Source organism: Chitinivibrionales bacterium (assembly GCA_014728215.1).
Classification (GTDB): Bacteria; Fibrobacterota; Chitinivibrionia; order Chitinivibrionales; family WJKA01; genus WJKA01.
The window spans coordinates 58752-84703 of record WJLZ01000117.1 but is presented as its reverse complement, the minus strand read 5'-3'; the positions used below and the strand labels follow the sequence as shown (position 1 = coordinate 84703).

Annotated in this window: 31 protein-coding genes and 1 pseudogene; 14 read left to right on the top strand and 18 right to left on the bottom strand. The window is 47.8% G+C overall.

Translation table 11 applies throughout. The features are described 5' to 3' along the window. The first annotated feature begins 5 nt into the window (after window positions 1-5). From GF401_09055 to GF401_09035, 5 genes are all read left to right on the top strand, one after another. Window positions 6-497: a hypothetical protein gene (locus GF401_09055; GenBank protein ID MBD3345194.1), complete on the top strand. Its 492-nt coding sequence runs from the start codon at window positions 6-8 to the stop codon at window positions 495-497. Further along, entirely contained in the window at window positions 494-934 is a 441-nt protein-coding gene (locus tag GF401_09050; protein ID MBD3345193.1) for a hypothetical protein, read from the top strand. Before GF401_09055 ends, GF401_09050 begins: the two co-directional genes overlap by 4 nt. After that, on the top strand, window positions 907-1755 hold the full coding sequence (locus tag GF401_09045) for a DUF3618 domain-containing protein (GenBank protein ID MBD3345192.1): 849 nt from the start codon (window positions 907-909) through the stop codon (window positions 1753-1755). The genes GF401_09050 and GF401_09045 overlap by 28 nt, the downstream gene beginning before the upstream one ends. Window positions 1756-1908: 153 nt before the next feature. Further along, complete coding sequence (locus tag GF401_09040; protein ID MBD3345191.1) at window positions 1909-2154, top strand: hypothetical protein; 246 nt, start codon at window positions 1909-1911, stop codon at window positions 2152-2154. A 38-nt stretch (window positions 2155-2192) separates the two neighbouring features. Next, the gene (locus GF401_09035; protein ID MBD3345190.1) at window positions 2193-2639 is read left to right on the top strand and encodes a DUF2383 domain-containing protein; all 447 of its coding nucleotides are present in this window, start codon (window positions 2193-2195) and stop codon (window positions 2637-2639) included. Between the two features lie 45 nt (window positions 2640-2684). On the opposite strand, the gene GF401_09030 is transcribed toward GF401_09035, so the two are convergent. The 4 genes from GF401_09030 to GF401_09015 are packed head-to-tail and all read right to left on the bottom strand — an operon-like array spanning window position 2685 to window position 5467. Next, window positions 2685-2978: a DUF4235 domain-containing protein gene (locus GF401_09030; protein ID MBD3345189.1), complete on the bottom strand. Its 294-nt coding sequence runs from the start codon at window positions 2976-2978 to the stop codon at window positions 2685-2687. 17 nt (window positions 2979-2995) lie between these two features. Further along, entirely contained in the window at window positions 2996-3604 is a 609-nt protein-coding gene (locus GF401_09025; protein MBD3345188.1) for a phosphoglycerate mutase, read from the bottom strand. 38 nt (window positions 3605-3642) lie between these two features. Next, window positions 3643-4530, bottom strand: a complete 888-nt coding sequence (locus GF401_09020) for a beta-xylosidase (protein ID MBD3345187.1) — start codon at window positions 4528-4530, stop codon at window positions 3643-3645. Between the two features lie 4 nt (window positions 4531-4534). Further along, the gene (locus GF401_09015; GenBank protein ID MBD3345186.1) at window positions 4535-5467 is read right to left on the bottom strand and encodes a beta-xylosidase; all 933 of its coding nucleotides are present in this window, start codon (window positions 5465-5467) and stop codon (window positions 4535-4537) included. Window positions 5468-5662: 195 nt separating this feature from the next. On the opposite strand from GF401_09015, the gene GF401_09010 reads away from it, so the two are divergent. The 3 genes from GF401_09010 to GF401_09000 are packed head-to-tail and all read left to right on the top strand — an operon-like array spanning window position 5663 to window position 8341. Beyond that, window positions 5663-6460, top strand: coding sequence for a TIGR04290 family methyltransferase (locus tag GF401_09010; protein ID MBD3345185.1), 798 nt, complete (start codon window positions 5663-5665; stop codon window positions 6458-6460). Window positions 6461-6489: 29 nt separating this feature from the next. Then, window positions 6490-7686, top strand: a complete 1197-nt coding sequence (locus tag GF401_09005) for a hypothetical protein (GenBank protein MBD3345184.1) — start codon at window positions 6490-6492, stop codon at window positions 7684-7686. Then, window positions 7598-8341, top strand: a complete 744-nt coding sequence (locus GF401_09000; protein ID MBD3345183.1) for a methyltransferase domain-containing protein — start codon at window positions 7598-7600, stop codon at window positions 8339-8341. Before GF401_09005 ends, GF401_09000 begins: the two co-directional genes overlap by 89 nt. Window positions 8342-8382: 41 nt before the next feature. Here GF401_09000 and GF401_08995 read toward each other — a convergent pair whose 3' ends face one another. From GF401_08995 to GF401_08955, 9 genes are all read right to left on the bottom strand, one after another. After that, window positions 8383-9438, bottom strand: a complete 1056-nt coding sequence (locus tag GF401_08995; protein MBD3345182.1) for a glycosyltransferase — start codon at window positions 9436-9438, stop codon at window positions 8383-8385. 20 nt (window positions 9439-9458) lie between these two features. Beyond that, window positions 9459-10577, bottom strand: a complete 1119-nt coding sequence (locus GF401_08990; protein MBD3345181.1) for a glycosyltransferase — start codon at window positions 10575-10577, stop codon at window positions 9459-9461. A gap of 26 nt (window positions 10578-10603) precedes the next feature. Further along, window positions 10604-11728 (bottom strand): glycosyltransferase, encoded by a 1125-nt coding sequence (locus tag GF401_08985; protein MBD3345180.1) that lies wholly within the window; start codon window positions 11726-11728, stop codon window positions 10604-10606. Then, on the bottom strand, window positions 11725-12915 hold the full coding sequence (locus GF401_08980; GenBank protein MBD3345179.1) for a glycosyltransferase: 1191 nt from the start codon (window positions 12913-12915) through the stop codon (window positions 11725-11727). Before GF401_08980 ends, GF401_08985 begins: the two co-directional genes overlap by 4 nt. Next, on the bottom strand, window positions 12908-13207 hold the full coding sequence (locus GF401_08975; GenBank protein MBD3345178.1) for a hypothetical protein: 300 nt from the start codon (window positions 13205-13207) through the stop codon (window positions 12908-12910). The genes GF401_08980 and GF401_08975 overlap by 8 nt, the downstream gene beginning before the upstream one ends. A gap of 30 nt (window positions 13208-13237) precedes the next feature. Beyond that, window positions 13238-13663, bottom strand: a complete 426-nt coding sequence (locus GF401_08970) for a hypothetical protein (GenBank protein MBD3345177.1) — start codon at window positions 13661-13663, stop codon at window positions 13238-13240. Between the two features lie 93 nt (window positions 13664-13756). Beyond that, complete coding sequence (locus GF401_08965; GenBank protein ID MBD3345176.1) at window positions 13757-14044, bottom strand: alcohol dehydrogenase catalytic domain-containing protein; 288 nt, start codon at window positions 14042-14044, stop codon at window positions 13757-13759. Next, on the bottom strand, window positions 14041-15219 hold the full coding sequence (locus GF401_08960) for an SDR family NAD(P)-dependent oxidoreductase (GenBank protein ID MBD3345175.1): 1179 nt from the start codon (window positions 15217-15219) through the stop codon (window positions 14041-14043). Before GF401_08960 ends, GF401_08965 begins: the two co-directional genes overlap by 4 nt. Beyond that, on the bottom strand, window positions 15216-16334 hold the full coding sequence (locus tag GF401_08955) for an SDR family NAD(P)-dependent oxidoreductase (protein MBD3345174.1): 1119 nt from the start codon (window positions 16332-16334) through the stop codon (window positions 15216-15218). Before GF401_08955 ends, GF401_08960 begins: the two co-directional genes overlap by 4 nt. A 539-nt stretch (window positions 16335-16873) precedes the next feature. Between GF401_08955 and GF401_08950 the strand changes: the two genes are divergently transcribed. Then, window positions 16874-17149 carry a hypothetical protein gene (locus tag GF401_08950; protein ID MBD3345173.1) on the top strand — a complete coding sequence of 92 codons (276 nt, stop codon included), beginning with the start codon at window positions 16874-16876 and terminating at the stop codon, window positions 17147-17149. Continuing rightward, entirely contained in the window at window positions 17134-17331 is a 198-nt protein-coding gene (locus GF401_08945) for a hypothetical protein (protein MBD3345172.1), read from the top strand. Before GF401_08950 ends, GF401_08945 begins: the two co-directional genes overlap by 16 nt. 142 nt (window positions 17332-17473) lie before the next feature. Here GF401_08945 and GF401_08940 read toward each other — a convergent pair whose 3' ends face one another. Both GF401_08940 and GF401_08935 read right to left on the bottom strand, forming a co-directional pair. Further along, window positions 17474-18136 (bottom strand): HAD-IB family hydrolase, encoded by a 663-nt coding sequence (locus GF401_08940; GenBank protein ID MBD3345171.1) that lies wholly within the window; start codon window positions 18134-18136, stop codon window positions 17474-17476. A 14-nt stretch (window positions 18137-18150) separates the two neighbouring features. Further along, window positions 18151-19122 carry a YegS/Rv2252/BmrU family lipid kinase gene (locus GF401_08935; protein ID MBD3345170.1) on the bottom strand — a complete coding sequence of 324 codons (972 nt, stop codon included), beginning with the start codon at window positions 19120-19122 and terminating at the stop codon, window positions 18151-18153. Window positions 19123-19338: 216 nt separating this feature from the next. On the opposite strand from GF401_08935, the pseudogene GF401_08930 reads away from it, so the two are divergent. The 4 genes and pseudogenes from GF401_08930 (at window position 19339) to GF401_08915 (ending at window position 22648) form a co-directional block, all read left to right on the top strand. Beyond that, window positions 19339-21032 (top strand): annotated as a pseudogene (locus GF401_08930) (thiamine pyrophosphate-requiring protein). Between the two features lie 119 nt (window positions 21033-21151). Continuing rightward, complete coding sequence (locus tag GF401_08925; GenBank protein MBD3345169.1) at window positions 21152-21553, top strand: hypothetical protein; 402 nt, start codon at window positions 21152-21154, stop codon at window positions 21551-21553. A gap of 87 nt (window positions 21554-21640) precedes the next feature. Then, window positions 21641-22057 carry a hypothetical protein gene (locus GF401_08920; protein ID MBD3345168.1) on the top strand — a complete coding sequence of 139 codons (417 nt, stop codon included), beginning with the start codon at window positions 21641-21643 and terminating at the stop codon, window positions 22055-22057. A 33-nt stretch (window positions 22058-22090) separates the two neighbouring features. Then, window positions 22091-22648 carry a cation-binding protein gene (locus GF401_08915; protein ID MBD3345167.1) on the top strand — a complete coding sequence of 186 codons (558 nt, stop codon included), beginning with the start codon at window positions 22091-22093 and terminating at the stop codon, window positions 22646-22648. On the opposite strand, the gene GF401_08910 is transcribed toward GF401_08915, so the two are convergent. From GF401_08910 to GF401_08900, 3 genes are all read right to left on the bottom strand, one after another. Next, window positions 22632-23021 (bottom strand): hypothetical protein, encoded by a 390-nt coding sequence (locus GF401_08910; GenBank protein MBD3345166.1) that lies wholly within the window; start codon window positions 23019-23021, stop codon window positions 22632-22634. The genes GF401_08915 and GF401_08910 overlap by 17 nt on opposite strands. Window positions 23022-23041: 20 nt before the next feature. Continuing rightward, on the bottom strand, window positions 23042-24592 hold the full coding sequence (locus tag GF401_08905; GenBank protein MBD3345165.1) for a hypothetical protein: 1551 nt from the start codon (window positions 24590-24592) through the stop codon (window positions 23042-23044). 182 nt (window positions 24593-24774) lie between these two features. Beyond that, window positions 24775-25908: a hypothetical protein gene (locus GF401_08900; GenBank protein ID MBD3345164.1), complete on the bottom strand. Its 1134-nt coding sequence runs from the start codon at window positions 25906-25908 to the stop codon at window positions 24775-24777. Between the last annotated feature and the right edge of the window lie 44 nt (window positions 25909-25952).

The following is a 25952-nucleotide window of genomic DNA, read 5'->3' as shown; positions in this document are numbered from 1 at the left end:
TGGTTATGATGTCAAATCCGAAAAACCAGTCTTCCCGCACTGTCGAATCGGAGGCCGAAGCAGTCTCCGGCACAGCCAAAAAGGTTGGAGACCAGATCAAGCGGGAAGGATCACAGTTTATTAATCAGGAAAAATCGGCAGCTGCAAGTGAAGTGCAGAAAATCGGCATGGCTCTTCACAGTGCGGCACAGAAGCTTCGTGAAAACAACAGTTCGCTTGCCGATTGGTTTGAAACTACTGCCAATACTATCGACCAGGCATCGAACAACCTTGCCGGCCGGGATATCGGAGACCTGATCAACACATCACAGGAATACAGCCGGAAACATCCCGGACTGGTAATCGGTGGGATGTTTCTTTCGGGTATCGCCGCATCACGCTTTTTCAGAGCATCAACTTCTCCCGATGGTCATGAAGCTGCCCAGCCGGTTCAGAAGGAGATGGTCGCTACACAACCGCCGCTCGAGCAGCATTCAGAGGAAGGAGCAGCATTATGAACATATACGATGAACCGCAAACCGTTGCAACAGAAGAATCGTTTTCGGAACTGCTGAAAGATTTACGTGACGAGAGCATTGTCCTGGTTCGTCAGCAGATCGAACTCGCCAAAGCGGAAACCGGCGAAAAAGTTTCCCGCCTTCTTCGCAACGGCGCATACCTTATGGCGGGTTCTCTGATAGCGTACGCCGGCTTTTTATTTCTGCTTAACGGGCTCAATTATCTGGGCGCCTGGGGATTGCAGAATGCCGGACTTACTCAATCAATCGCTATTATGGTGATGTCCCTGATTGTCGGTGCTGTCGTTGGTATTATCGGATACGCATTCATACAAAAAGCTATAAAAACAATCAAACACACCAGCGCAGTACCCGAAAAAACAATCAAATCGATGAAGGAGGATAGAGAATGGCTGAACAAGAAACGAAAACATTAGAGCAGACACCGCCGGCTCATCATAAGTATGAGTGGAGTGCGCGCCAGGACGGCAGACATAAAAATTCTCAGGAGATCGAGCAAGATGTCGACCATACACGTCATGACATGGATACGACGCTCGATGCACTCGGCAATCGTCTCAGCCCGGGACATCTTATAGAATATGTTTATGATTATTTCCAGATTCCCCATGATCGTGAACATGCCCGCAAGTCTGCAATTGAATTAAGCAACCGCATTTTTCAAACCATCCAGGAAAACCCCTTTCCCTCAATGCTTGTAGGCGCGGGTATCGGCTGGATTGCCTGGAATATGCAGCCCCATGACGGCCGCACCGGCACGGAAGCACTGCATAAGGGCAGGCATGGCATCGGCAAGGCCTTTGACACGGCCAAATCGACGATATCCTCGGCACGTGAATCGGTTGAAGAAACAATCGAATCGGCCCGTCACGGCATAGGATCGGCACAAGCCAAAACAGGTGAGCAGGCGGATAAATTCAGAGAACGTTCAGAGAAATTCGGCACCATGGCGGGCAAGCGGAGAGAACAGACCGCAGAGGGCTATCAAAGGGCCAGAGATATCCTGCAAGAGTATCCCCTTGCTGCAGGTGTCGCGACAATGGCTGCGGGTATTATCGCAGGCCTGGCATTCAGACCTACTCATACCGAAAAACGTCTCATGGGCGAACAAGCCGAAAAAGCTAAAGAAAAGGTAACATCCCAGGCCAAAGAAACTGCACAAAAGGCCGAAGAAGCGACTGAAAAAGAAATGCAGAAAACCGAAAAGAGCAGTGAGAATCCACCCAAACAGGCATAGCAACTAAATCATCCATAAAAATTACAGAACGGGCGGTGCGGCATCATAAACCGGATCGCCCGGGAGCTGACACAAAAATATGAAAATCGCGATCCGGCAGAAAAATACGGTGAATTCCCCGAACCCACAATCTTCGAATCGAATAAGGAATATGTGCGTGAGATCATCAAAAATCAGGTTGACCTGACCGCAAATCGCACCGACTATGTTCAGGCAAAAGAACTTCCCGAAAATTCGGATTATGCAATGTATCAGAAAAAGGTCAACGAAGACGGGTTTGTTCCGAGTCAGGCGGTGATCAGGCAGCATATCGATCAGTTCGGACGGGATTACCGGCAGGAAATCCAAGGGCCTCATCCGGTGGAACGGTTCCGCAGTTATGAAAGCGTCGTAGTTTAAATGTGTTTGTAAACAACACTAACCATAAGGAGTATCTCATGGAGAAAAATCAAATTATCGATACCCTCAAGTCTTTAATGCAGCTTGATGTCGATGCATCTCATGCTTACGACCAGGCGATCAAACGTGTCGACGAATCGGATGCCGATATTAAATCGCAGCTGGAAGTGTATCAGGGCGACCACGACCGCCATGTGGAGCGTCTTGCCGATTTGATCCGTCAACAGGGCGAAGAACCTCCCAAGGTGTCGCCGGACCTCAGTGGATTTTTAATCGAGGGATTTACGGCACTGCGAAGCATGATGGGTACCGATGGTGCACTGAAAGCCATGGAGGGCAATGAAAAACTGACAAATAAAAAATATTCCAATGCTCATGGACTGGATCTGCCTCAGGAGATTAAGACGGTTATCGATGAAAATTACGATGATGAAAAGCGGCATTTGCAATACATACAGGAAAAACTTTCGGTCTATGCCCGATGATTGGCAACTCCTGCGGGGCAATGTGCATCATTGTCCCGCAGTACTTCACGATGGCGGATTGTGACCGGTAGTTTTTTTCCATCCTAATGCTGCAAAACGTTTGAACATTACCCCTGCAACACCGATAAAAAGACTGGTAAGCGCGGTCCAGAGCACAGCATCACGCCAGCCGGTCTGCGATGACTCGGCATCCTCCGGCGGTTCACTACGACGCCAGATTTTCCAGATCCTTTTTGCCATGGCACTTCCAGCCAGCCCCGCCAATCCGGTCACCGCAGCACCAAGGGATAACCATATCAGCTTCTGTTTTAAATTGTGACTCTTTTTCATTCCAAACATTGTGCAGACCTCCTGTTTCAATCAACACTCAATCTCCCATCAACATCATTAATACACTGCACCACCGCGCCATTTTCTCCGATATCGAGTACACTGACTGATGCCGGGGATATGGTCATCCGTAACATGCAATCGATGGGCACACCAAGAAAATAGATCAGGGCGGTTTTTATCGGGTCGGCATGGCTCACCAGCGCTATCGTTGAATCGGGCTTTTCTGTATTGATTTCCAGAATAGTAGATACCATACGACACTGGACCTGGAGAATCGATTCACCGCCGGGAACCAGTGCGCCGCTTCGGAATGAATTAAAGATCTTCCATTGCGGTTCATCTTTCAATGCCTCAAACTCACACCCTGTCCATCGGCCGAAATCCATTTCGCTGAGTGCGTCATTTTTTTGCAGAAAGATTCGTTTGCTTTCGGCTAATAATTCCGCCGACTCGAATGCCCGTTCCAGAGGACTTGTTATGATTGCATCCATAGGGACCTGTCGTAAACGTTCGGCAAGGGCGTCTGCCTGCTTGCGCCCCTTGCCGTTCAGATGGACGCCATCCATTCTCCCGGCAACAAAATTGCCGATATGATCGGCTTCACAATGACGGATCAGTAAAAATCTGCTCATATATTATACCTTCCTGTATTCCGATGCATGTTTGACAGTTAACACATGTAGCGTTTTACCATGGAAGCGCAGAACTCGGCAAACCGGCCGGTCGTTTTCGGCGGACTTGTATGGTGGGGTGCTATGCCGTGGGCTGAGGGAGTAAAACAGAAAGTGATACAGGTTTCGAAGTTTTCGAGCGCTTTCATCTGCCTGTCGAACCATTTATATGCTCCGGGATAGATGCTATCGGCCCAGCTCAGTCCTGTTCGCACCCTTTGTATATCCATCTTTTTCAATAACTCTACCGCCAGATTCATCCGCTGGTCGTTGAGATGAAACCATTGACATATTCCCATGTCGTCCGCATTATTAACGAAAGTGTAAAAAGCCAGCTTAGGTGTTGCATCTTCTCGAAGCAGGCCCATGTAAAAGTGTCTGATATATTCATTTCCCTGAGCTTCCGGTTGATGCGCCACGGCTTCCCAGGTCCGGGGCAGGTCCAAAAGACTGTACCAGTAGGTACGTGAGGCATTTTCTTTCAGCAGCGGAGCAGACTGCTCCATTCCTATTACCTGAACATCCTCTGCGCCGAATGAAGAAACCCCGACTTCGGTGACCCATACCGGTTTCTTGGCGATTTCTCCTATCCGGGTAATTTTTTGGGGCCATTCATTGACCGTCCAGTGGTTCCAGTCGTAGGGAAAACCATGTATCCCGACACCATCTACACAGTCAATAACACCTTTGCTCTTCATATTTGCAATAAAATCGGGATCGACGGGGGATATGCCGCCAAGAATAATGTTCAGGGAGGGATTTTCGGTACGGATAGCCTGAATCGCCTCGATTGTCATTTTTGCAAAAATATTCCACTCCGGATCGAGCGTATAATCCCAGTGAGCAAGGTTATTCGGTTCATTCCATATCATGACCGAGTCGACCATATTGTTATTTCCTCCGTTCAGAGATGTTTACTTTGCGGTGTTGACCGGAAACGCTTTTCCTCCCGATATATCTCCGGGCGATTTCATCGGCAAACCATGAAAATTCTTCGGGCACAATCGGCGGACTCGTATGATGAGGCTTTCGTCCTCGGGAAGGCGGTGTGAAACACAAAGTCAGCGAAACATCAAAAGGCTCAAGCGCTTTCATCTGACGATCGAACCATTGGACAGCATCTGGGCGGTGCCAATCGGCCCAGCTTATGCCGGTTCTGATTTTTTTTACTTCAAGGCGCTTGAAAAGTTCCACGGCCGTATCCAACCGGGGATCCTCATAGGAAAACCATTGACATATTCCAAAACCGGGGTCGAAATGGTGAAAAGCCGGTTTCAGAGTACCGTCGGCCCTGACCAGTCCCTGGTAAAAATGACGGTAATAGGAGCTTCCCTGTTTCTCCTGATGTCGCGTTGTGGCAGTCCATTGCGGCGGAAGGTCCAGAAGCGAGTACCAGAATACCCGATCGACCCGGCCCTTTAACAGTTCAATCGTGCGTTTCAATCCGTACACCTGGATCTCATCCGAACCAAAGCTGGAGACGCCGGCCTCGGTTACCCAGACCGGTAATGATGTTACGGATTCAATTTCCACTATTTTTTGCGGCCAATCGTTTAATCGCCAATGGTTCCAATCCAGGGGAAATCCATGGACACCTACCGCATCGACAACATCAAGAACCCCCCGATCATTCATCAATTCCATGAAATTAGGATCAACAGGTGAAATCCCCCCCAGAACCAGAGGGATATGAGGACAAATCCGGCACAGCCTACGAGCCGCACTTTTTACCATTTCTGAAAATATCTCCCACCCGGAGTCCTCATGGAAATCCCAGTGAGAGAGATTATTCGGTTCGTTCCATATTTTTATCGCTTCAATCATACGTGAATCTCCGGTAATATTAGTGCAAAAACTGCCGCAATTGTCATGCCAAAAATGATGCGTTTTGAGAATTACCACCTCATATTTTGTTCGTAAATTGTGGCATTCTACTGGCACGAAACTTGCGGAAACGTTTACTCAATTACCTGGTGATCCCATACTATGATCGCTTGACAATCAAAAGGGAGTACATCGATGACAAAAGGGGAGCAGCACATTAAGCGCACGGTACAAGAGCGGATTGAAAAATTCAAACCGTGGTTTCACAATATTCATCTTCCCAATGGAATGCAGACAGCACCCGATCATTTTTTGGGAGATTTTCCCAAAACCATGTGGTCCCGGTTAGAATCGATTATCCCCGAAGATCTCACCGAAAAAACAGTGCTGGATATCGGCTGCAATGCCGGGTTTTATTCACTGATACTTGCCCGACGGGGCGCTCAGGTTATCGGAATCGATTCAAATGATCATTACCTTGAGCAGGCTCGGTGGGTTGCCGGCCTTTTTGATATGTCTGACCGGATACTCTACCGGAAAATGCAGGTTTACGATCTTAGAAATCTTAACGTTCAATTCGATATCGTACTTTTTATGGGGGTGTTATATCACCTGCGATATCCGCTGCTTGGGCTCGACATTGTTTCCCGAATCGTTAAGTCACTGATGATTTTTCAATCCCTTTCCATGCCGGGAAACTCAAAAGACGTCATTATTACTGATGCCGATATTACCCATCGCGATCACATGCTCGAAGCCAGCTGGCCCAAGATGGCCTTTATCGAGCATCGGTTCGCAGGTGATCCTACCAACTGGTGGGCACCAAATGCTTCATGTATGGAAGCCATGTTGCGTTCCAGCGGCATGCGCATAACCGGTAATCCGTCACCGGAAATTTATGTGTGTGAGCCCGATACCGAACATCCCTCCTGCATCACAACATGGGACAAAGAAGAATTCGAAGCAGCAACAGCACATACAATAGATCGATAATATCCGCCATACACAGGAGATAAAAAGCAGTGGAAATATGCGATTCGGATCCGGCAACCATTAATCCGGCTTTTAAAAATTCGCACCGCATTCTGGTCTGCCTTCGCTACGGAATCGGCGATGTGGTCATGGAGACTCCTGTTCTGGAAACGCTTCGGAAAGCTTCACCACAGGCGACAATCGTGGCCATGGGCGTTTACCCTGCTCTCGACCTGCTCCGTAATGATCCCCGGGTAGACATTCTTTTTGATGTAAAACAGTGGGGTCTTTCCCACTGGTATGATTGGGGAAATGAACGAATTGAACAGGAAATCCACACCTGGCTCGATGAAAACAGGTTCGATCTGATACTCGACATATCCCATGCCATCATAGCGGTGCGGAATGCAATCTGGAGATATGCCCGGGCAACTCTTCTGGATACCAATATTGAAGCCCAGGATGAATCTCTTTCCAAGGGCGAACAGGGTCAGGGTGCTCTACGAAGAGGAATTGAATATGGCTGGGGATTGCCTGTCCCCTCGCATTTGCGCCCTTTTATTTATCCCGGTGAAGGAGCACTTCATTTTGCCGGGCAGTTTATCATGGATAATGCGCTTACCGACAAACGGCTTGCCGGAGCTTCAATTGAAGCGTCGTCGCCACTGAAACAGTGGCCGTTGGAAAGGGTTACTCAGGTATTGAATAAGACCATTAAGAATTCTGATGTCCATATTCTGCTTTTTGCCGCACCCTCCGATTCTCAAGTTTACCAATTAATTCGTAATATCGGGAAAAATCGCCGGCATATAAGTCTTGTCAAAACAGAAAACCTCCGAAATATTGCGGCTCTGCTCCGGCAATGCAATGCCTTTCTCTGTAATGATACGGGGCTGATGCATATGGCTGATGCTGTGGGAACGCCGGTCACCGCACTCTTTGGGCCCACGCATCCAGCTCTTTATCTCCCGGCTCATGCCCAAGCCGGTGCATTCGGCGGCTGGACGATTCCATGTCCCTACCGAAAAACGACCTCATTCGGACCGCCACTGTGTATCTGCCTGGGATCCTGTATGATCGATTCCGGAAGTTGTATCGATCGAGAGAGTACCGTCGATATCGTAGCCCGGGAGTTTAAAAAAATAATCGATACAAGTAATGAGAAGAAAGGTCATTATGATTTCAAAAAGTCAACGCTCTCCCAACCGAATACTGGATCTGAACGAATTGGAAAGTCCGTCTTTTAAACAACGCCTCGATGAATTTGAAGAAATCCTGCGGCGCAATCCATCCTTATACCTCCATCCGGGCAAACGATGGGAATATCCCTGGGCATTGGAACGAGCAGGATTGGAACCGGATATGAAGGTGTTGGATGTCGGGTGCGGAATGTCGGTTTTTCCTTTGTATCTCCACTCGATCGGCTGCCGGGTCGCCGCGCTTGATTGGTCTTTCGGTAAAGATATGAGTCAATATATACAAAGAACCCTGCACTATTTTCGCGGCGATATGGGCAGGCTTCCTTTCCACAAGGGTTCTTTTGATACGGTTTTCTGCCTTTCGGTAATTGAACACCTCTCACCGTCTTCGATAGGCCGGGCAATGAATGAATTGAACAGGGTACTCAGGCCGGAAGGCAGACTGCTGCTTACGACCGACTATTACAAAGACGCCGACGAACAGCTCTATTACGGAGGCGCCGGTGGACCTTTTCCGGTAGACTGGTATTTTTTTGATGAATCCAGCTTCCGTCGCCATATCCTCGGAGCAGAGGGATGGGAGATTGAGGGTGATCTGGATTTAAGTGTCAACTGGCCCGATACCGCCGAAAAAATGAAAGCCTATCATGGTTATCCCTACACATCGGTGGGTATTTGTTTAAGGAAAATTCCACCGGGATAAAACAATGATATCGCCACGATAAGCGGAATACATTATTGAATTTATAAATTTTTCACATACATTATAAGCTGCTGTGCCCGTTTTTCACTGGTGTGTTCATCGAGAATCCGCTGTCTGGCCCGGCTGCCGATTATCTGCCGCTGAGTATCATCGATATGGCTTATATACTCGGTGGTATCCTGCGGCCGGCGTGCCGAAAGAATTTCTTCTCCGAGAGTAAAAAATGTCTCAAGTCCATCCCAGTAATCGGAAATGACCGGCACACCACAGGCCGCAGCTTCAAAAAGCCGCACACTGGGCGAATAACCTGCCGCTATCATATCTCTCCGGGTTATGTTCAGCGTGAACCGTTGACTGTTGTAAAAAAAACAGTGACGCTCGGGTTGGAGGTGTTCCACTTTCTCAAGATTTGGAGGCCACTTAATATAATCGGGATACTGCGAACCGGCTACAATAAAATGTTTATTATCAAGGGACCGTGCCGGTTCGATCAGAAACCGATTGAGAAACTCCTGCCGATCAGGACTGTAGGTTCCCATGTACCCGCAATCGTAAACACCTTTGTCACAAGTCGGGTAATACGACTTTGGATCCACCGAGCAGTACAGGGGCAATGCTTTCGGCGAACCATAGGTCTTTTCCAATCTCTTCAGCATCGGCCCACCGGTAAAGGAGAAATATATATGATACCGGTGAATAAGTCCGGGTGTGATATACTCATAGTTTCCTGAATCAAGCTTGGCGAGTGTTACCGGTGTATCGATATCGTAAAAGCCGACAATTCCTCGTGCATGCTCGAGCGCCCACGCACCAACGTCAACCCCTTCCGGTACATAGGACCCTACTATTACCAGGTCTGCATCATGAACCGATATCCGGAATTTACTATTGAGATCTTCGATTGAATCATACAATTGCATATCACAGAAATCGGGATGAGGGAGATCACGATTCGCTGCATACCATGGCTTATCCCGTTCCAGGAAAAGGATCTTATGCCCCTGTTGAGTAAGAGCTTTTATCAGCGATCGGTAGGTTGTTGCATGTCCGTTTCCCCAGGAAGAACTCAGGGACAAACCGAGGATCACAAATGACAGGGAATTTTTATCTGTTCTCATCAGCCCTCCCCTGCCGGAATCAGTCTGAGCAAACGTTGCAGTTGCCGGTCGACCAGTTCTGCGCGATGGTCATAGGTATGAGCACTGGTCACTTTACTGAAGGCCGCAACACCGATTTTTCGGGCCCGTTCTGCTGTCAGAACTGCAAGAATTTCGGCAACCTCGATTCCGGAATTTGCGGTAAGACACTCTTTGCCGGGAACCAGAAACTGTTCGATTCCTTTCCAGGTATCGGTAATGATGCAGGCGCCGGCGCCGGCAGCTTCAAAAACCCGGGTTGCCGGTGAAAAGCCAAAGGATGCCATACTCTGACGGCTTACGTTGAGTACCGCCAGGGGCGAAGAATTAAATGCATTATGGTCGGAGGTATAAACATGGCCCATGATTCTCAGGTTCCGAAGGTTCGGGACATTCTGCCCCCATCCGTTTCCTCCAAGAAGAAACCTTCTGGCGTTTAAAAGACGTGCCGGTTTGAAAAAGAATTCATCGATACGGGATTCCCGGTCGGGCATTCTGTTGGCAAGCAATGATAAATCGGCACGAAAATTTTCCCGGGAATCTGTTGGAAAGTGTGTGTCGGGATTGAGGGCATTGTAAATCGGTACACAACGAGCGGCGCCGAAGGATTTGTATCCCGAAACTACCGGATCGCCTCCGCCATAGGTAAATATCAGATCATACTGAGGTACCAGCCCTCTGAAAGGATCATCCGGTGCATTACTCATTCTGTCGAGCGTAGCCGGTGCATCAACATCCCAGAATATAACACGACTTCCCGATGAACGAAATTCGAGAACCGACCGTTCCAGTAAGTGGTCGAAGACACCAACGCCACTTGCTTTGATTATAATGTCGTATCCTGTTGCCCGATCCAATGTGTCAAAAACATCCCGCTCGCTTTCCGCACTATACACAACCACCTCAGCATATTCGGGATCGGCAATATCACGATGTTGCTGTCGCTCAAATGCATCGGGCTCAAAAAAGGTGATTCTGTACCCTCTTTTGTTAAGGGCTTCAAGAATACCCCGGTAGTATGTTGCGGCACCATTCCAGTAGGCCGAAACAAGGCTCGATCCAAAAAATGCTATCGACTGCTTTTTCTCCTTTTGTATCATACGTTGCGTCTCCTTTTTTTATCCCGCTAATCCGCATCCACATGGGCTTTTACAGCAGGTTGAATTCCTATTTCTTCTGCAATTTCCAGTAGCTGATCGACTCGAATTGAACAGGTATGCCGTTCAATAATTGTTTGTCGGCCGTGTTGTGATAAATGTTGCGCCAGATCTTTGTCATTGAGTACCGCTCTGATCGCCTGTTGCATTTCTCTGCCGTTGCGTACCGGCAGATAATCATCACCGGCAGTAAAAAGATTTTCACTGTCGTGCCAGAGCGCGCAGATCAACGGTATACCACACGCAAGCGCTTCAAAAGGCCTGATTGTCGGAATGCCATGCAGATATCGTGAATAATACCGGCGTGGAATATGAACCGTCATGGAAAATTCACTGAAAACCTCGGGAACTCTGAAATTGGAAAGCCATCCATTATAGAGCAGGTCGCACGATGCCAAAAGCGACAAAGCTTCCGGCGGATAACGTACTCCGTAAACATGTGCTGAAAGACCAAGTATCCGCGAAGGCTCAAGCAGAAACTCTTTCAATTCCTCAGTCCGTTCATCATCCCCCCAATTGCCGATCCACACCAGATCTTTCTTTTTACCCGCATAAGGGCGGGGAAAAAAGACATTAATATCGGCAGCTTCATGCCAGACCCAGCACCGCCGGCTCCAATCATTTCTTTCGTACTGATGCTTGATGCTTTCCCCAAAGGCAAGCACTCCATCAAATTCTGAAATCGCATAGGCGTCGATCATTTCAGGACTGCTGAACGAACGATGGTGCGTATCGTGAAACAGCACTCTGATATCGTTATGAATTCGCCGATACAGGCCGATACGCCGGACAAGCTCCGGATCATTCCATTCATGAACTATAACCAGATCTGTATGATCGAGAACTTCATCGAGGTTGAGGTTTTCCAGTTGATAGGGAGTACTTTTAACCGATGGATAGATCCGATGGTATTCCCGCAAAGGCCGGCGGCCGTAGAACCGGACCAGATTCTCAAAACTCCATCCGTTTTCGGGTTCATAAACTTCAACCCGGTGCCCACGACGTGCCAGTTCCGAAACAATTCCCCGCTGGAAATGGGCATTTCCATTGTTCCAGTCGGATTGTAAAGAATGACAAAACAATACTATTTTCACGCTATCAATCTCCCCATTTTTATTTCACTGCCGCGCCCGTAATCTCTGAAAGTTTCGAACTTATCGCTGTTTGCTATCATAGTGGAGTAGAGCTGCATGTAATCGGACGCCATCTTTGATGAAGAAAATCCTGCCGCATGCACCTGCGCTCTTCTCGCCATTTCTTTTCGAAGCCCGGGCTTCTCCGCTACCATATTCAATATCTCACAATATTTTTCCGGGTCGTTCGGTGATGCATAGAGCGCATTATTGTTCCATATTTCCCTGCTGCTTGGAATATCGGGCAGTACCAGAGCGCACCCACACGTTGCAGCCTCCAGCGCGCTTAACCCGAAGGGTTCGTAGAATGCTGCCGATACATATACCGATGCCCGGTTCAGAAGATCAAGAACACTTCCGTGAGATATCCCTCCCATATACATCGATTTTCCCAGTGTCACACTTACACCGTTTGGAGCGATTGAATCGCCGGCGATATAAAGTGGCCATTTCAGTTTTGAAGATATGCAATCCAGAAATGCCATATTTTTGGCTTCATCCCAGACCCTTCCGGCCGAAACAAATATTTCTTCTTTCTGTGTCGACTCGATTTTCCCGGGAAGCGAATAGCCGTTATACAAAACCGAATAGCGGTTATGGGAAAGGGGGCCATAATATCTTTGCACTTCTTGGAGCATGGCCCGGCTTGGTGCAACAAGGTAACCGGCTGCATTCAGCCCCCGTTTTACATTGCGATAATATCGCCGCCATATCTTTGGAGGCCTATCCCCCTTCACCGCAGAAAACCAGGAATAAACACAGCTGTGCGCAACAACAATCACCGGTGCGCTGAAAGGCAAAAAGCCGTGAGCATACCCGTTAAGGTGTACAATATCGGGAGAATGCATCGACTCAAGCTCCAGAAGCCACATGCCGGCGCGCCGGACATCCTCCCACGGCTCCTGCATCCATTCCAGTTTGAAACTTTTCTCCTCCACATGTAAATTAGTCACTTTCCGGGCAACTGCCCGTTGCTGAGGACTCAGTCTTCTCCCCATCGTCGCTACAATAACCTCAACACCATAATCCCGGAGACCCCGGCTAAGCTCGAGTACATAGGTCCACACGCCGCCCATAGCATCGGCACTCATGAGTACTTTCTTTACCCAGGGGTTGAATGATCCTTCATTAAATTTTTCTTTAAGCATATGCCTCTACCGAACTTCGGTCTACAAATTTTGAAAAGTAACTCCGTTCACCCTCCGTTGTTGTCTCCTGATAAAGAAATGCCAGATTTTTCTCTTCAAATTTTTTAAAGAAGTCTTCCCAGCCGATTTCTTCAAGGGCTTCATCCTCACCCTGGGGAAGTTTGATCCGCAGTAACCCGGCCTCTTCTCCACCATGTTCGGTTCCCTTTACTGTGGCCGGTACGCCATTGCGTTCCTCAGCCCATCTTTTTATTTCATCGTGATTTACTGTTGCCTTTGATTCTACCGACATACCGTTCCTCCTTTCGAAAACAACACCTTTTTAACTTTCGTAAATACGATCGATAATCGTTGCCACCGTCACCGCCTGTTCAATGGCGGCATCGTACCCGGGCGAATGGCCGAGATTTCTGGCCCAGCCGACTGCTGCGCGGCCACCCCAGTCATCCGGCGGTCCATGCAGCTTTTCACAGGAAGTTCCCGAGAATCGCTCGGCAATAAAATCATAGAACGAACCATTTACATTCCGGATAGACAGCCCTCCCTGTGTACCGTATAACAGCAGTTCGATAACGGCATCCCGCCCTGCAGACAGATTCCAGGAACAACCCACCGAAACATCCATCCCGATAATTGCTACTGTCTGTCCTGAATGAATATCACTTCTGTCAAAAACATTCATTGCGCATCCAAGCGGTTCACCGGGGAAAGGCTTTCCTTTCAGCCATTCGGGCAACTGTATGACCATCGATGCATCAACGACATCGTACTCGGCAAAAGAATTGCCGGCAAGGAAGGTAACCGGTTTTCCTTCCCTCTCATGAGCGACATTTTCTCCGGCTTAATCGATATATCCCCAAGCTTCATGGCCCGGTGCTCCGGGAGCAAAGGGGTAGTTGAGCCAGGGAAGGCCTTGCCAGACCGGAAGGTTTGATCCGCATAAACCACAGCCCTCTATTTTTATTCGAACTTGGTCCTCTTTCACTTCAGGAACCGGTACCGCTTTCACTTTTACACGCTGTGGTGCTTCAAAAATAGCGGCAGCCATTGTTTTCCGTCCCCCGATTATCCCGAATGCAGCGGGCTCAACCTTGACATTATTCTTCTTTGAAGCTACGCCTTGTTTCATGCTACGACTCCTTCCTGTGCCGACAATTGACTGTAAGCGTTTTGTGCATTGATGTTATTTTCGACCAGCCACCGATACAGCAGCTCTATCCCTTTGTTAAACCCGGTCCGGGGATTCCAGCCGGTGATTTCTCTGAATGCCGATGTGTCGGCAACGAAATATCGTTGATCGCCTCGCCGCCATTCGGAATACTCTATCGGCGGCATATTTCCGTTCAAAGAAGAAATGATATCGAGCAAAGTACGAAGAGTAATTGCATTCTCCTGCCCACCACCTATTGTAAATGCCTGCCCGGCAAGGGATGCAGCATTGTCCTGTGCTATCGTTAATGCTTCAACAAGATCGTTAATATAAAGAATATCACGAACCTGCATGCCATCGCCATACAGGGTTATGGGTTTTCCCAGAAGTACGCTAAGAATAAAATGTGCCACCCACCCCTGGTCTTCAGTACCCATCTGATGAGGTCCGTAGATACAACTCATTCGGAATACCACACTTGAAATACCGTAGCTTTTCGCGTAGTCTAAAACATACTGGTCTGCGCCGCCTTTGGAACATCCGTAGGGGCTATGAAACGACAATCCCTGATTCGAACCGATTCCTGTGCATTTCATCTGTTCGTCAACAGGCTCATAGCGGCTGTCATTTTGGGTTATTGTGAGAGAAGCAAGATCTCCATACACCTTATTTGTCGAGGTAAAAACGATTGAAGGCGGATTTTCTTGTGATCGCACGGCTTCAAGAACATTGAGCGTGCCCCTGAGATTGATCTCGAAATCGGTAAGAGGATCGGTAAGACTTGACGTAACCGCCACCTGTGCGGCAAAATGATAAACCTGTGACACCCGTTCCATCGCAACCTTTATCGCTTCACTATCCCGGATATCATCAAAACATAATGAGACTTTTTTACCATGTCGCTCTCTCAACCATTCAAAATTCCTTTTCACCCCCTTCCGGGAGAAATTATCATAAATGACAACATCCTTTCCCCTCGTAAGAAGAGAATGAGCCAGATTAGTTCCGATAAAGCCCGCGCCTCCGGTTATAAGGACGGCATGCTCACGGTCTCCGAAATTGCGAATGTGGGGAAAACCGACACTGGTCCGACTGGATGCAGCATCTCCATCTATTAATTGCAAAGCTTTTGTACCGGTGGCATTTTCGGTCATACAGTCAGCCCCCTTTGTGCAAGTTGTTCTGCAGCCATTTCCGCATTATCTTCGGCAATTTGTGTTTGAAGCCATCCTGAAAGTTCAACCATTCCCTTATCAAGTGTTACCGCAGGAGCATACCCGAGTTTCTGCTGTGCTTTTTCGATATCGGCATAACAATGTCGAATGTCTCCAACCCGGTATTTTCCTGTGATAACCGGCTCGATATATTCTTTATCGAGTACGGCAGCCAGGCTTTCGGCGATCCCCTGTACCGAACAGGCCCGTCCGCTCCCTATATTGAAAACCTCATTTTGAATTGAATCATTTTCGAGCGCCAGTGTGCATGCAGAAGCGATATCCCGGACATTTACAAAATCACGCATCTGATTCCCGTCCTCGAATATGAGTGGCGGTTTTCCATTAAGCAGTCGTGAAGCAAAAATTGCCAGTACACCTGTATAAGGATTCGACAATGCTTGACGGGGTCCGTATACATTAAAAAAGCGCATCGCCACAACAGGGACAGAATAGGCATTGCCGAAAAGTAGACACATCCGTTCCTGATCGTATTTTGACAGGGCATAGATAGAAGAGAGCGTTGGCAGCTTCTTTTCAGACGTAGCAACAGGATAAAGAACGTCTCCGCTTTCATCATAGACATTCCAGTCTGCCCGTTGAAGTTGCTCTTTTGTCCGCTCAAGCCCCTGGACGAAATGGCCCGTGTGAGATTTATACAGTCCTTCTCCATAAATGCTCATACTCGATGCAACCACCAGTTTCCGGACCGGATGCTTCATCAGAGCCTCCAGCAGTACCGATGTTCCCCGGGTGTTTGTATCCATATATTTATGGATCTCATACATACTCTGCCCCACGCCGACTGCGGCGGCAAGATGGACTACCATATCAACACCTCGCAAGGCAGTTTCTACCTTTCTGGAGTCCCGGATATCACCAAGAATAAATTCGACTTCCGGATTCAAATAGGAAGGCGGCTTTTGGGAACCGCCGTGCACCTGCGGCTCAAGATTGTCAAGCACTCGTACTCGATAGCCGCGTTCAAGAAGATAATCGCATAAATGGGAACCGATAAAACCGGCCCCACCGGCAATAAGAACATTACTTTTCATATGCGCCTCACCACTTTGAAGCAAATTTGCCCAGTCACCAGTATGAATTCTTGTACAAGTCTATGGGTGAAGCAATTCCTATGCCATTCGCTTGATTATACCGGAATCTTTCTAATCAACAGGAGAGTCCCTTGGTGCCGAAATTTTTCATACCTGCAGAAGGAAGCATCCGCAGGAGGCTGAGTTACAAATTTGCGAAAGATGTTCGCACCAATGGCAATTTTTTCGCGAAATGTTATTCGTATATGGTTACCGAGATAAGTGGCTGGGCATAAAAATTTTCCTGTCTCAGGGCGCTGATAACGATATCCTTGACATGTCCTCTGATCGCTCTCTCCCGCAAATCCGATAGGGGTCGCATAGAACGCTTCCCCCGATAAGATTTTGTTATAAGAAAGCAAATTTTATTCCCCAGTGAAGCAGGATACAGGGCAGAGGGATCAGGATATCGGATTCGGATTATCTTCATCCACCAACCTTTAGCCCATTCCCATGGCACACCGTTTGCTTAACATGGCGTAAATCATGTGGGTACTGTTATGTCACAAATCTTCGATATCATCGGCCCGAACCGTGCACTCAGCATTTTTGGCGTCAAGCTGGTTGGCTTTACAGATGCAAACGGACGGAAATTGCTTTTGACTCTTGGAGTGCTTGTCGTCCTGTGGCTTGCGGCCAAGGGGAGCAAACGATTTGCCCGCCTTTTTGTTCGTGGAAGGAAAGATGCTGCGGCACTGTTCCGGTCGAATCAGGGAATAAACATAACAACAACCGCTCTTTTTTTGAACTCACACCCAGAGTGTATCTCCGGTTAACCGACAATTGGCTCGAACTTGCAACCCGATTTATTACCCGGGAATACAATATCAGGGACATTAAGGATGCCATTAGCAGAGAGGTAATCGAGGGATTCGACAAGGCAGGGAACACCATTGCTTCATCAACCATCGAAATTGTTAATTTCCCGAAACTCGATGTTGCGGTCGAAGGCAAGTAGGTTCTTATTTCATTTTTGCGAAAAACTTTCGCAAAATTAAAAAAATCACAGAAGATCAAACGTATTCGATACTGGTTGCCGGATGCTGGATACCATTATCCTCATCCATTATCCTCTTCTCTTAACGTTCCACCTTCGGCTCTCACCTCTTAACCGGATCAATAACCTGCCATCCCCGGCGCGCGGCATAGGCCCGAAGCCGGCGGTCGGGATTGACGGCAACAGCACGTTCAACTGCGTTCATGACATAGCGGTCGGAAAAAATATTTGCATAGAGTGTTGTCTTATTTGCATCGACATTGTGATGGCGCATGAGTTCACGAAGTGCTTCAAGCTTGCCGAATCCATAGGGAATAATACCTTCGAGCCGACCGGTATATTTTCCATCTCTATGTTCGAGTTTTGCCGCCCTGGCCCCGTCAAACTTGAGATGCCGTTGAAAACAGGCGGCTATCAGATCAAGGGTGCCACTCAATAAAAGGAGTACGTCGCCCTTTTCCCGATGCTCTTCAATCACCCGATGCATCACTGGGAATACCAGGTTGTCGGTACGGGGTTCGAAATACTCACGAGCCACCGTCTCAAGCTTGTCGGTATTTTTATTTCGCAGATACCGCTTGTTCTCTCTGGTCATTGCATGAAAATTGCCACGGGCAGTCCACAAAGCGGCCAGCATCTGGATAAGATTGAAGGGTGAAAGACCACCGTGAAAGAGCAAATGGCGAAAAAAGATCACCTCTGCACTTGCATTTCGTATCAATGTACCATCAAGATCAAAAATTGCAGCTTTTTTCAGTTCAACCATATATTCCACCTCATTTATTGATTTATCTTTGATCCGATAACATACAATGCTCCGGGTTGAGCGGTAATGCGCACCGGTGTTCTGCGGTAATACTCACCATCCACATGGACCGGGTGGTGCCCCCTTTTAAATACCGAAAGGCTTTTACACTTAATACAATCGACATCGGTATAGCTCCATAAGGTACCCCGCCACAAACCCCAGAGATATGAGAGAAGATGCATGATCCCCCGGTGACGGAAAATGCAGACATCGAGTTTCCCGTCCTGCACATCGGCTTCGGGAGCCACAATCAGTTCTCCTCCATAATACTTTCCGTTGCCTATGATAATAATGTAAGCGTATCGCGATTCGGAGTTGTCATCCACCGTAAATTTGATTCGCTGAAAAGGATATTTCAAAAGGTTACTTAAACCGACCGAAACATAGGCGAGTGTTCCGATACTCCGTTTCAGCCGTGATCGGGTTTGCCGGATTACAAAGGCATCGAATCCTACCCCGGCCGTACACCCGAAATACCGATCGTTAATCAGCCCCAGATCGATCCGGTTTTTTTTGCCCGAAGCGATGTTTCTGCATGCCTCATGCACATCCACCGGGATACCCATTTGTATTGCAAAGACATTTGCGGTACCCAGGGGGATCACACCGATAGCGGTTTTCGTATTTGCCAGACCGTTAATTACCGCATTGACTGTACCATCACCGCCTGCTGCAATCACCGTTTCATACCCTTGCTCTGCACACTGCCTGGCTTTCTGAGTGGTATCGGATGGACCTTTTGTCTTCACGACATTAGGATTAATGCCTGCCTTTTTGAGCGCGTCGACAATATATTCGGTAATATCGGTACGGTGATTTCGCTGAGGTATCTGGGCCGATTTCATACCGGTGATCCTTTTCAACATCGGCGGCATCGGCGATTCCTGGCCCGAGTGTGGATTGATAATCAGCATAACCTTTGACTTTTTAACTCTCCACGGCACATCTCGCTCCTTGCAATCATTGCTGAAATTCTGAAATTGAGAAGATTTTTTTTAAAATAGTAATATCCAATTGCTACTCTCCCGCAATATCTATACCAACTTTTATTTGGCTCTCATGGCATGGAATTTGCACACTTTTCTGCAAAATTAGTAAGTAGTTCCTATCAAAGCAGTTTTGGCTGTGAACATTACCATATCAAGAGACGGAGAATTGTAATGACGAAAACAGCAAGTGACTTCCTGGTTGAAAGGATCCATCAATGGGATATCGATCGCGTATTTGGCTTTCCGGGTGACGGCATTAACGCATTATGGGAGCCCTGAATCGTCATCAAGACACACTCGACTTTATCCAGGCCCGTCATGAGGAAGAAGCGGCTTTCATGGCCTGTGCCCATGCCAAATTTTCCGGCCGGGTTGGTGTGTGTATGGCCACTTCAGGACCTGGCGCAATCCATTTGCTCAACGGACTTTACGATGCAAAACTCGACCATCAGCCGGTAGTAGCAATTGTAGGACAACAGGCCCGATCTGCGTTAGGCTCCGACTATCAGCAGGAAGTCGATCTGGTTTCACTGTTCAAAGATGTCGCCAATACATTTGTGCATATGGCAAGCCAACCATCACAGATACGACAGCTTATCGACCGGGCCATACGAATCGCTGTGGGCGAAAAGACGGTTACTTGTCTGATTATTCCCAATGATGTTCAGGAGATGAAAGCTGTTGAATCGCCCGAACGTAAACATGGAACGACCTTTACCGGTGTGGGTGCAACCGTTCCCCGTATTGTGCCGCAGCAGGATGACCTTGTAAAGGCAGCGGACATCCTCAATAAAGGTAAAAAAGTCGCCATGCTTGTGGGCGCAGGTGCGTTGAATGCGACCGATGAGATCATGAATGTGGCCGAAAAGCTCGGTGCCGGGGTTGCCAAAGCACTTCTTGGTAAAGCTGCAATCCCCGATGATCTCCCCTATGTAACCGGTCCGATCGGGCTTTTAGGCTCCAAACCGAGCTGGGACATGATGATGAACTGCGATACCCTTCTGATGATCGGCAGCACCTTTCCCTATGCGGAATTTTTCCCCAAACAAGGGCAGGCACGGGGCATACAAATCGATATTCGACCCCGCGCGCTTAGTCTTCGCTATCCTATGGAACTCAACCTTATCGGCGACAGTGCGCTTACCCTTCAAGCCCTCCTGCCCCTGCTCGAATTTAACACCGAAAGAGCATGGCAGGAAAAAATAGAAAATGATATCAGGGAGTGGTGGGAAGTTCTTGAAGCCAGGGCCATGCATTCAGCCAATCCGATCAATCCCCAACGGCTTTTCCGGGAACTCTCACGCAGGCTTCCCGACAATTCCATTCTCACCTGTGATTCGGGTTCCGCAGCCAACTGGTATGCCCGGGATTTGAAAATACGCCGCGGGATGAAGGGTTCACTTTCCGGAGGACTCGCAACGATGTGTCCTGCTGTCCCCTATGCGATTGCTGCCAAATTCGCTCACCCGGATCGCCCTGCAATTGCCATGGTTGGTGACGGGGCCATGCAGATGCTCGATAATGGAAGTCTTATTACAATCAAAAAGTACTGGAAACGGTGGGACGATCCCCGGCTTATAATCCTCGTGCTGAATAATAAAGATTTGAACCAGGTTACCTGGGAACAAAGGGTTATGGAAGGAAATCCCAAATTCAGTGCATCGCAGGATATCCCCGAATTCTCCTATGCCGGCTATGCGGAAAGCCTGGGATTTTATGGTATCGAAGTAGACAAGCCGGAATTTATCGCTCCTGCCGTGGACAAGGCATTCGGAGCCGACCGTCCCTTTGTTATCGATGCTCACTGTGATCCTGAGGTTCCTATCTGGCCTCCTCATGTTACATTCGAGCAGGCAAAAGGATAGATGTCAGCCATGGTTAAAGGAGATCCCAATGCAAGAGGAGTCATGGTCGAATCGTGGAAAGAAATGCGGGCGACAGTGTGAGCCCATACATAAACCGGTAATCATAAGGAGACAATCAAATGAATTTTTTACGGGAAATCGATACATTACTAAAAAGAATAGTGGCCATTACCAAACACGAAGGAGGGTGTATGTACAGACCATGTGCATGTTCATCATTATTTTTGTCAGCCATTGTAATTTTCGGTCTGGGCGGGTGTGAAGGTAAGAAAGAAAGCCCCCAGGGTATGAACGAAGTCATGCCGGACACAACCGCGGATTCGCTCTGGTCCTATCTGGAAAAAGCCAATGATCCGAAAAATGTTGCACTCCCAAAAGGAGCCAAGCCCTTCGATTCGGGCACTATGCAACCGGGTGAAGAATATAGGCATACATTTACCACTGCCGGACTCTACCGCTATTTCTGCATTCCCCATGAGAAAGCAGGAATGGTCGGTGAAGTTATAGTCAAGGAACAGTAATTGTAATCAATTTCGAATTTCAAACATCAAAATTTGTTTCCATATCATTTCGAATTTCGATTTTCTAAATTACCGATAGGTGCTTTTATGTCAACTAAGGAAGCGATGCTTTACAAAAAACGGGATGACAACGCTGTCGATTGCTATCTGTGTTCTCATCGATGCAGGATTAAACCGGGCAAACTAGGTTTTTGCTGTATACGCGAAAATATTGATGGAGTTCTCTATACTCACACTTTCGGCCGTCTGATTGCTCAGCATGTCGATCCGATAGAAAAGAAGCCGTTTTATCAGGTCCTTCCGGGTAGCACATCATATTCGGTGGCGACCATAGGGTGCAATTTCCGTTGCGATTTCTGTCAGAACTGGCAGATTTCCCAGATCCACGGTTCAGGAGGCACGTTTAAACAGGGCATGAAATGTACTCCTCAGGAAATTGTCGACAGTGCCTTGGAGGCAGGATGTGAAAGCGCAAGGCATCCTATGAAGCATGCTGGAGAATAGTACCATTCCGATTTCGAAATAGGGAGTCAACTCATGCAGATACGTGGCCCGCTTATGAAAGAACACCGGTTGATCGAGCGGATGATTTCTGTAGCTCGTAATGAACTTGCCAGGATACGTTCAATCGAACAGGCCGATCCCCTTTTTATCGACACGATCGTTGATTTTCTGCGCACCTACGCCGACAGAACACATCATGGTAAAGAAGAAGATATTCTGTTTAAGGATCTGGGTTCTCGCTCCCTTACCGAAAAGGACAATGTTATGATGAATGAGTTGATCCGGGAGCATGTATTTGCCCGCCAGACAACCGGAGCCCTGGTCGACGCAAACAATCGTTATCGCACTGGTGATACAACAGCTCTTCCGGTTATGGCGGAAAAAATTCAGATACTCATCGATTTCTATCCTCAACACATTGAGAAAGAAGACAAAATATTCTTTCCGGCAGCACGGACCTATCTTTCAGACAAGGAAGAGCAGGACATGCTTTTCCGATTCCGGGAATTCGACCGCAAAATGATTCACGAAAAGTATGCGGGAATTGTTGATGAACAGGAAAAAAAACCAACGATTAATCCCGCGTTTTAAACACAATTCGGTCAAATACAAGGTAGGTAAGCGATATAGTTATAACCCCGGCCAGAACAGAGCCGGAGTAGACTTCTCCCGTCAGGGCATGAATGCCCTGTACGATAAACCGGGTTACGAAATAATTGACCGTTACAACAAGGGCGAATTGAAGGAATTCGCGACCGGATCTACCGCTTTTAAAGCGCCCGAATATGACAAGTTTGTTGATTATAAAATAGAAAGACATGGCGGTCACATAGGCGCCGGTTACCGAAACCGCAGGCGAATATCCAGCCACCGAATCCAGAATATACAAAAGCCCCATATATATCAGCCCCACGCCACCGGAAACAAGAAGATACAGGGTTACTATTTTTTCTTTCGACTTCATTATTCCACATTGAACGGGGTTTAAAATAATATCGACAGCTTTTGTATTTCCTCATCGTTCATTGTTGAATTCTCGAGCGGAGGACGGACTGCTGAAGGAAAGCCCGAAATAATGCATGCCAGGCATCTCTTTATCGTGGCAATAGAATTCGATCGGCTCACAAAGCCTGAGACCTGCGTTACTTTTTCCTGAAGCTCAGGTAATGCATCCTTATCTTTTTTTAACAACGCTTCTTCAAAACGGGTATACACCGCAGGCGCAACCGGTGCGCTTCCTGAAACAAAACCACAGGCCCCCAGAGAACGGGCCTCCGATGCTTTTCGATCACCGCCGATAAAATACCGCGGCGTATGCGCTATCAACGAGAAATCGCATCCCGAGTCCTTCAATCCATGGTGCGGGATGTTTTTTACAATTTCCGGCGTTATCGGATTTGATGTGTTTTTTGGAAAATTATAAATGTAGAAGGGTAGAGAGCTTTGTTCTTCTATGGCGCAAAAATAATCGACAAGCCCTTGCTCACTCAGCCTCGCAGGATACCAGGGACTCAGCACAACACAGGCATCAGCACCCATATCTTCGGCCATAGAGACTCCATCCCTGTTATTCTGCACTCCGGTAACGCCGGTATGATACAGCACCAGGCCCGGGAAATACATGCGGGTCGTTTCCAGAACAATCCGCCGTTCATCAGGAGTTAGTGAGAAAAACTCACCGGTTGTCCCGTTGACCAGAATTCGGGTCATTCCCTTTTCAGCCAGATATTCACAGAGAAGAATAAGGGATCGAACATCCAGTTCTCCTGTTGATTGTTTAAAGGGAGTCGGGACGGCAACAATAAGGCCGGCAAAATCGACTGTATCGTACTCTGCAGTGAACAGCGCTTTATAGGAATCATACAGACGGTTACTGATTGATTCCAGCAGCAGGCGGTAGTCTTCGCGGCAATAGAGATGAATATCTGCCCAGGCCTTGCTGTGTGCACCATGTTCTTCGAACTCGCGCAGATTCGACTGCAAAAAGGTCGCAATCGCCTTTTCCTTTGTATAGCCCCGTTCTTCGATATCCCTCGTTACCCGGGTATTCAGTTGTGTCTTCCAGTCGGAATCGATAAATATGGACAGGTCGATATGGTCCTTGAAAATCTCGTAGGTGGATATTTCTCCATCGATAATAATTATGTCGCCGGGCATAAACGGCTCTGAGGCATCGCAGTTGCCCGAAACCGCATCGTAAACCGGCTTCTGAATGCTTTCCCCTTTTCGCAACAATCCCAGATGTTCTTTGATCAAAGCGATTCTGTTGGCGTCGGGATGTGCGCCGAACAGATTTTTTCCCTGTCGCTCAGAACGGGAAAATTTGTAATCATCCAGCGTTAAAACCATCCTGTTATCAAGAACCTGTGCCAACTCTTTGCAAAAGGTTGTTTTGCCCGTTCCCCCGGGACCTCCAACTGCTACAAGAAACGGCCGGTCGAGCTTTTTACGCTCCTCTGCAAGAATTCCGGCAATCACTTTTTTCGCAGCAGGAGCACGGCCAACCGAATTTTTTATATGAACGTGTGTGATCAAAGGGTGCCCTTTTTTGTGCCTATGAGAATTAATAAACCATACTCTCTATAAAATACATAGTGAATCATTTCGATTCAGAACGCCATTGCTCACGGATGCTGCGGCGCATAAATATTTTCTTTACAGCTAAGCTGGGGCATTGGGGGTTTCGGTTCTCCGGCAGGCGGTTATGTAGGCAATAATCATTCAATACCCATTTCCACAAGCACCGCATTCATGGCCCGAAGATATTCTTCGATTTCTTCGATCTTTCTGGACTGTTTTTCGGGAGAAGAACCGAGATACGGGTCGCGGAAATAGGCATCCTTCACCTCTTCCTCATAACGACGAAGCGTTCTCAGGGCTTCATCGAGGTCAAATATATCTGCCATAATATCATGGAGAATCGGCTTGCATGACGGCAGTTCGGCAAGATATTCGAATAGATCGTTTTCATATTCCGGCAGTTCCCCGGGCCTCCCGGGGAAAGTCAGATCAAGATCCCAGGGGATAAACTGGAATTGGCCGACAAGCGGGTTATAATACAAATAGAAGTTCTTTGTTATGCCGTCCCAGTTACCAATAACAAGACTTACCGCATAGTATTCGAGAACATTGCGAATATCCAGAATCCTGCCGATTTCTTCAAGCCGGTCTTCGGTAATCCCTTTATCTAAAGTCAGAATAAGCCGTTCCAGATCGATATACGTCATATCGTCATCGGGAACATTCTTTTGCCAGCCGTTTTGTGCAAGCATGTCATGACGGAATGTAAATCGGGCGCCGTAATTTGTTTTGTATAAACTTGCTATGGATAATCCGCGTTTATGCAAAAAATATTCATCGATCGGCTCACGTTCCAGAAACAGCCCCACATAGCGCCCATTGACATACAGTTCCATAGGCCGGTCATCGGGTACATGGAGTGATGTTTTGCGAAAGAAATAACTTGCAAGGCGATATTTACAGAAACTTCGATCGGAAAACTGGGAGGAAATTACCATTGCCTTATCTCCCCACTCACGGTAAACGCTGTCGAAACAGACCAGCTTGAATGATTTTTTCGGATACTGACGGGACACCCCACCATGCATACGGACTTTTCCATAAAAAAAACCGCTGTCGGTTTCAACCGAAACCGCCTCCCATTCATCAAGATGGCTCGATTTCAAAAGAGCGCTCCACCGGAATTCATCAATGAAAAGCTCAACAACCGTCAGTGAGCCGTTTCTGTCGGGGCGAGGAGGATACTCATCACATGAAACGCACAGGATGCACACAACTGGAACGCTGTATGCTGTTGCCCGCATAAAGATTTGGGTTATCATAACAGCCATCCTTCAGGGTTATCTTAAAATGACATCTGAATTTGTGTTGAAAG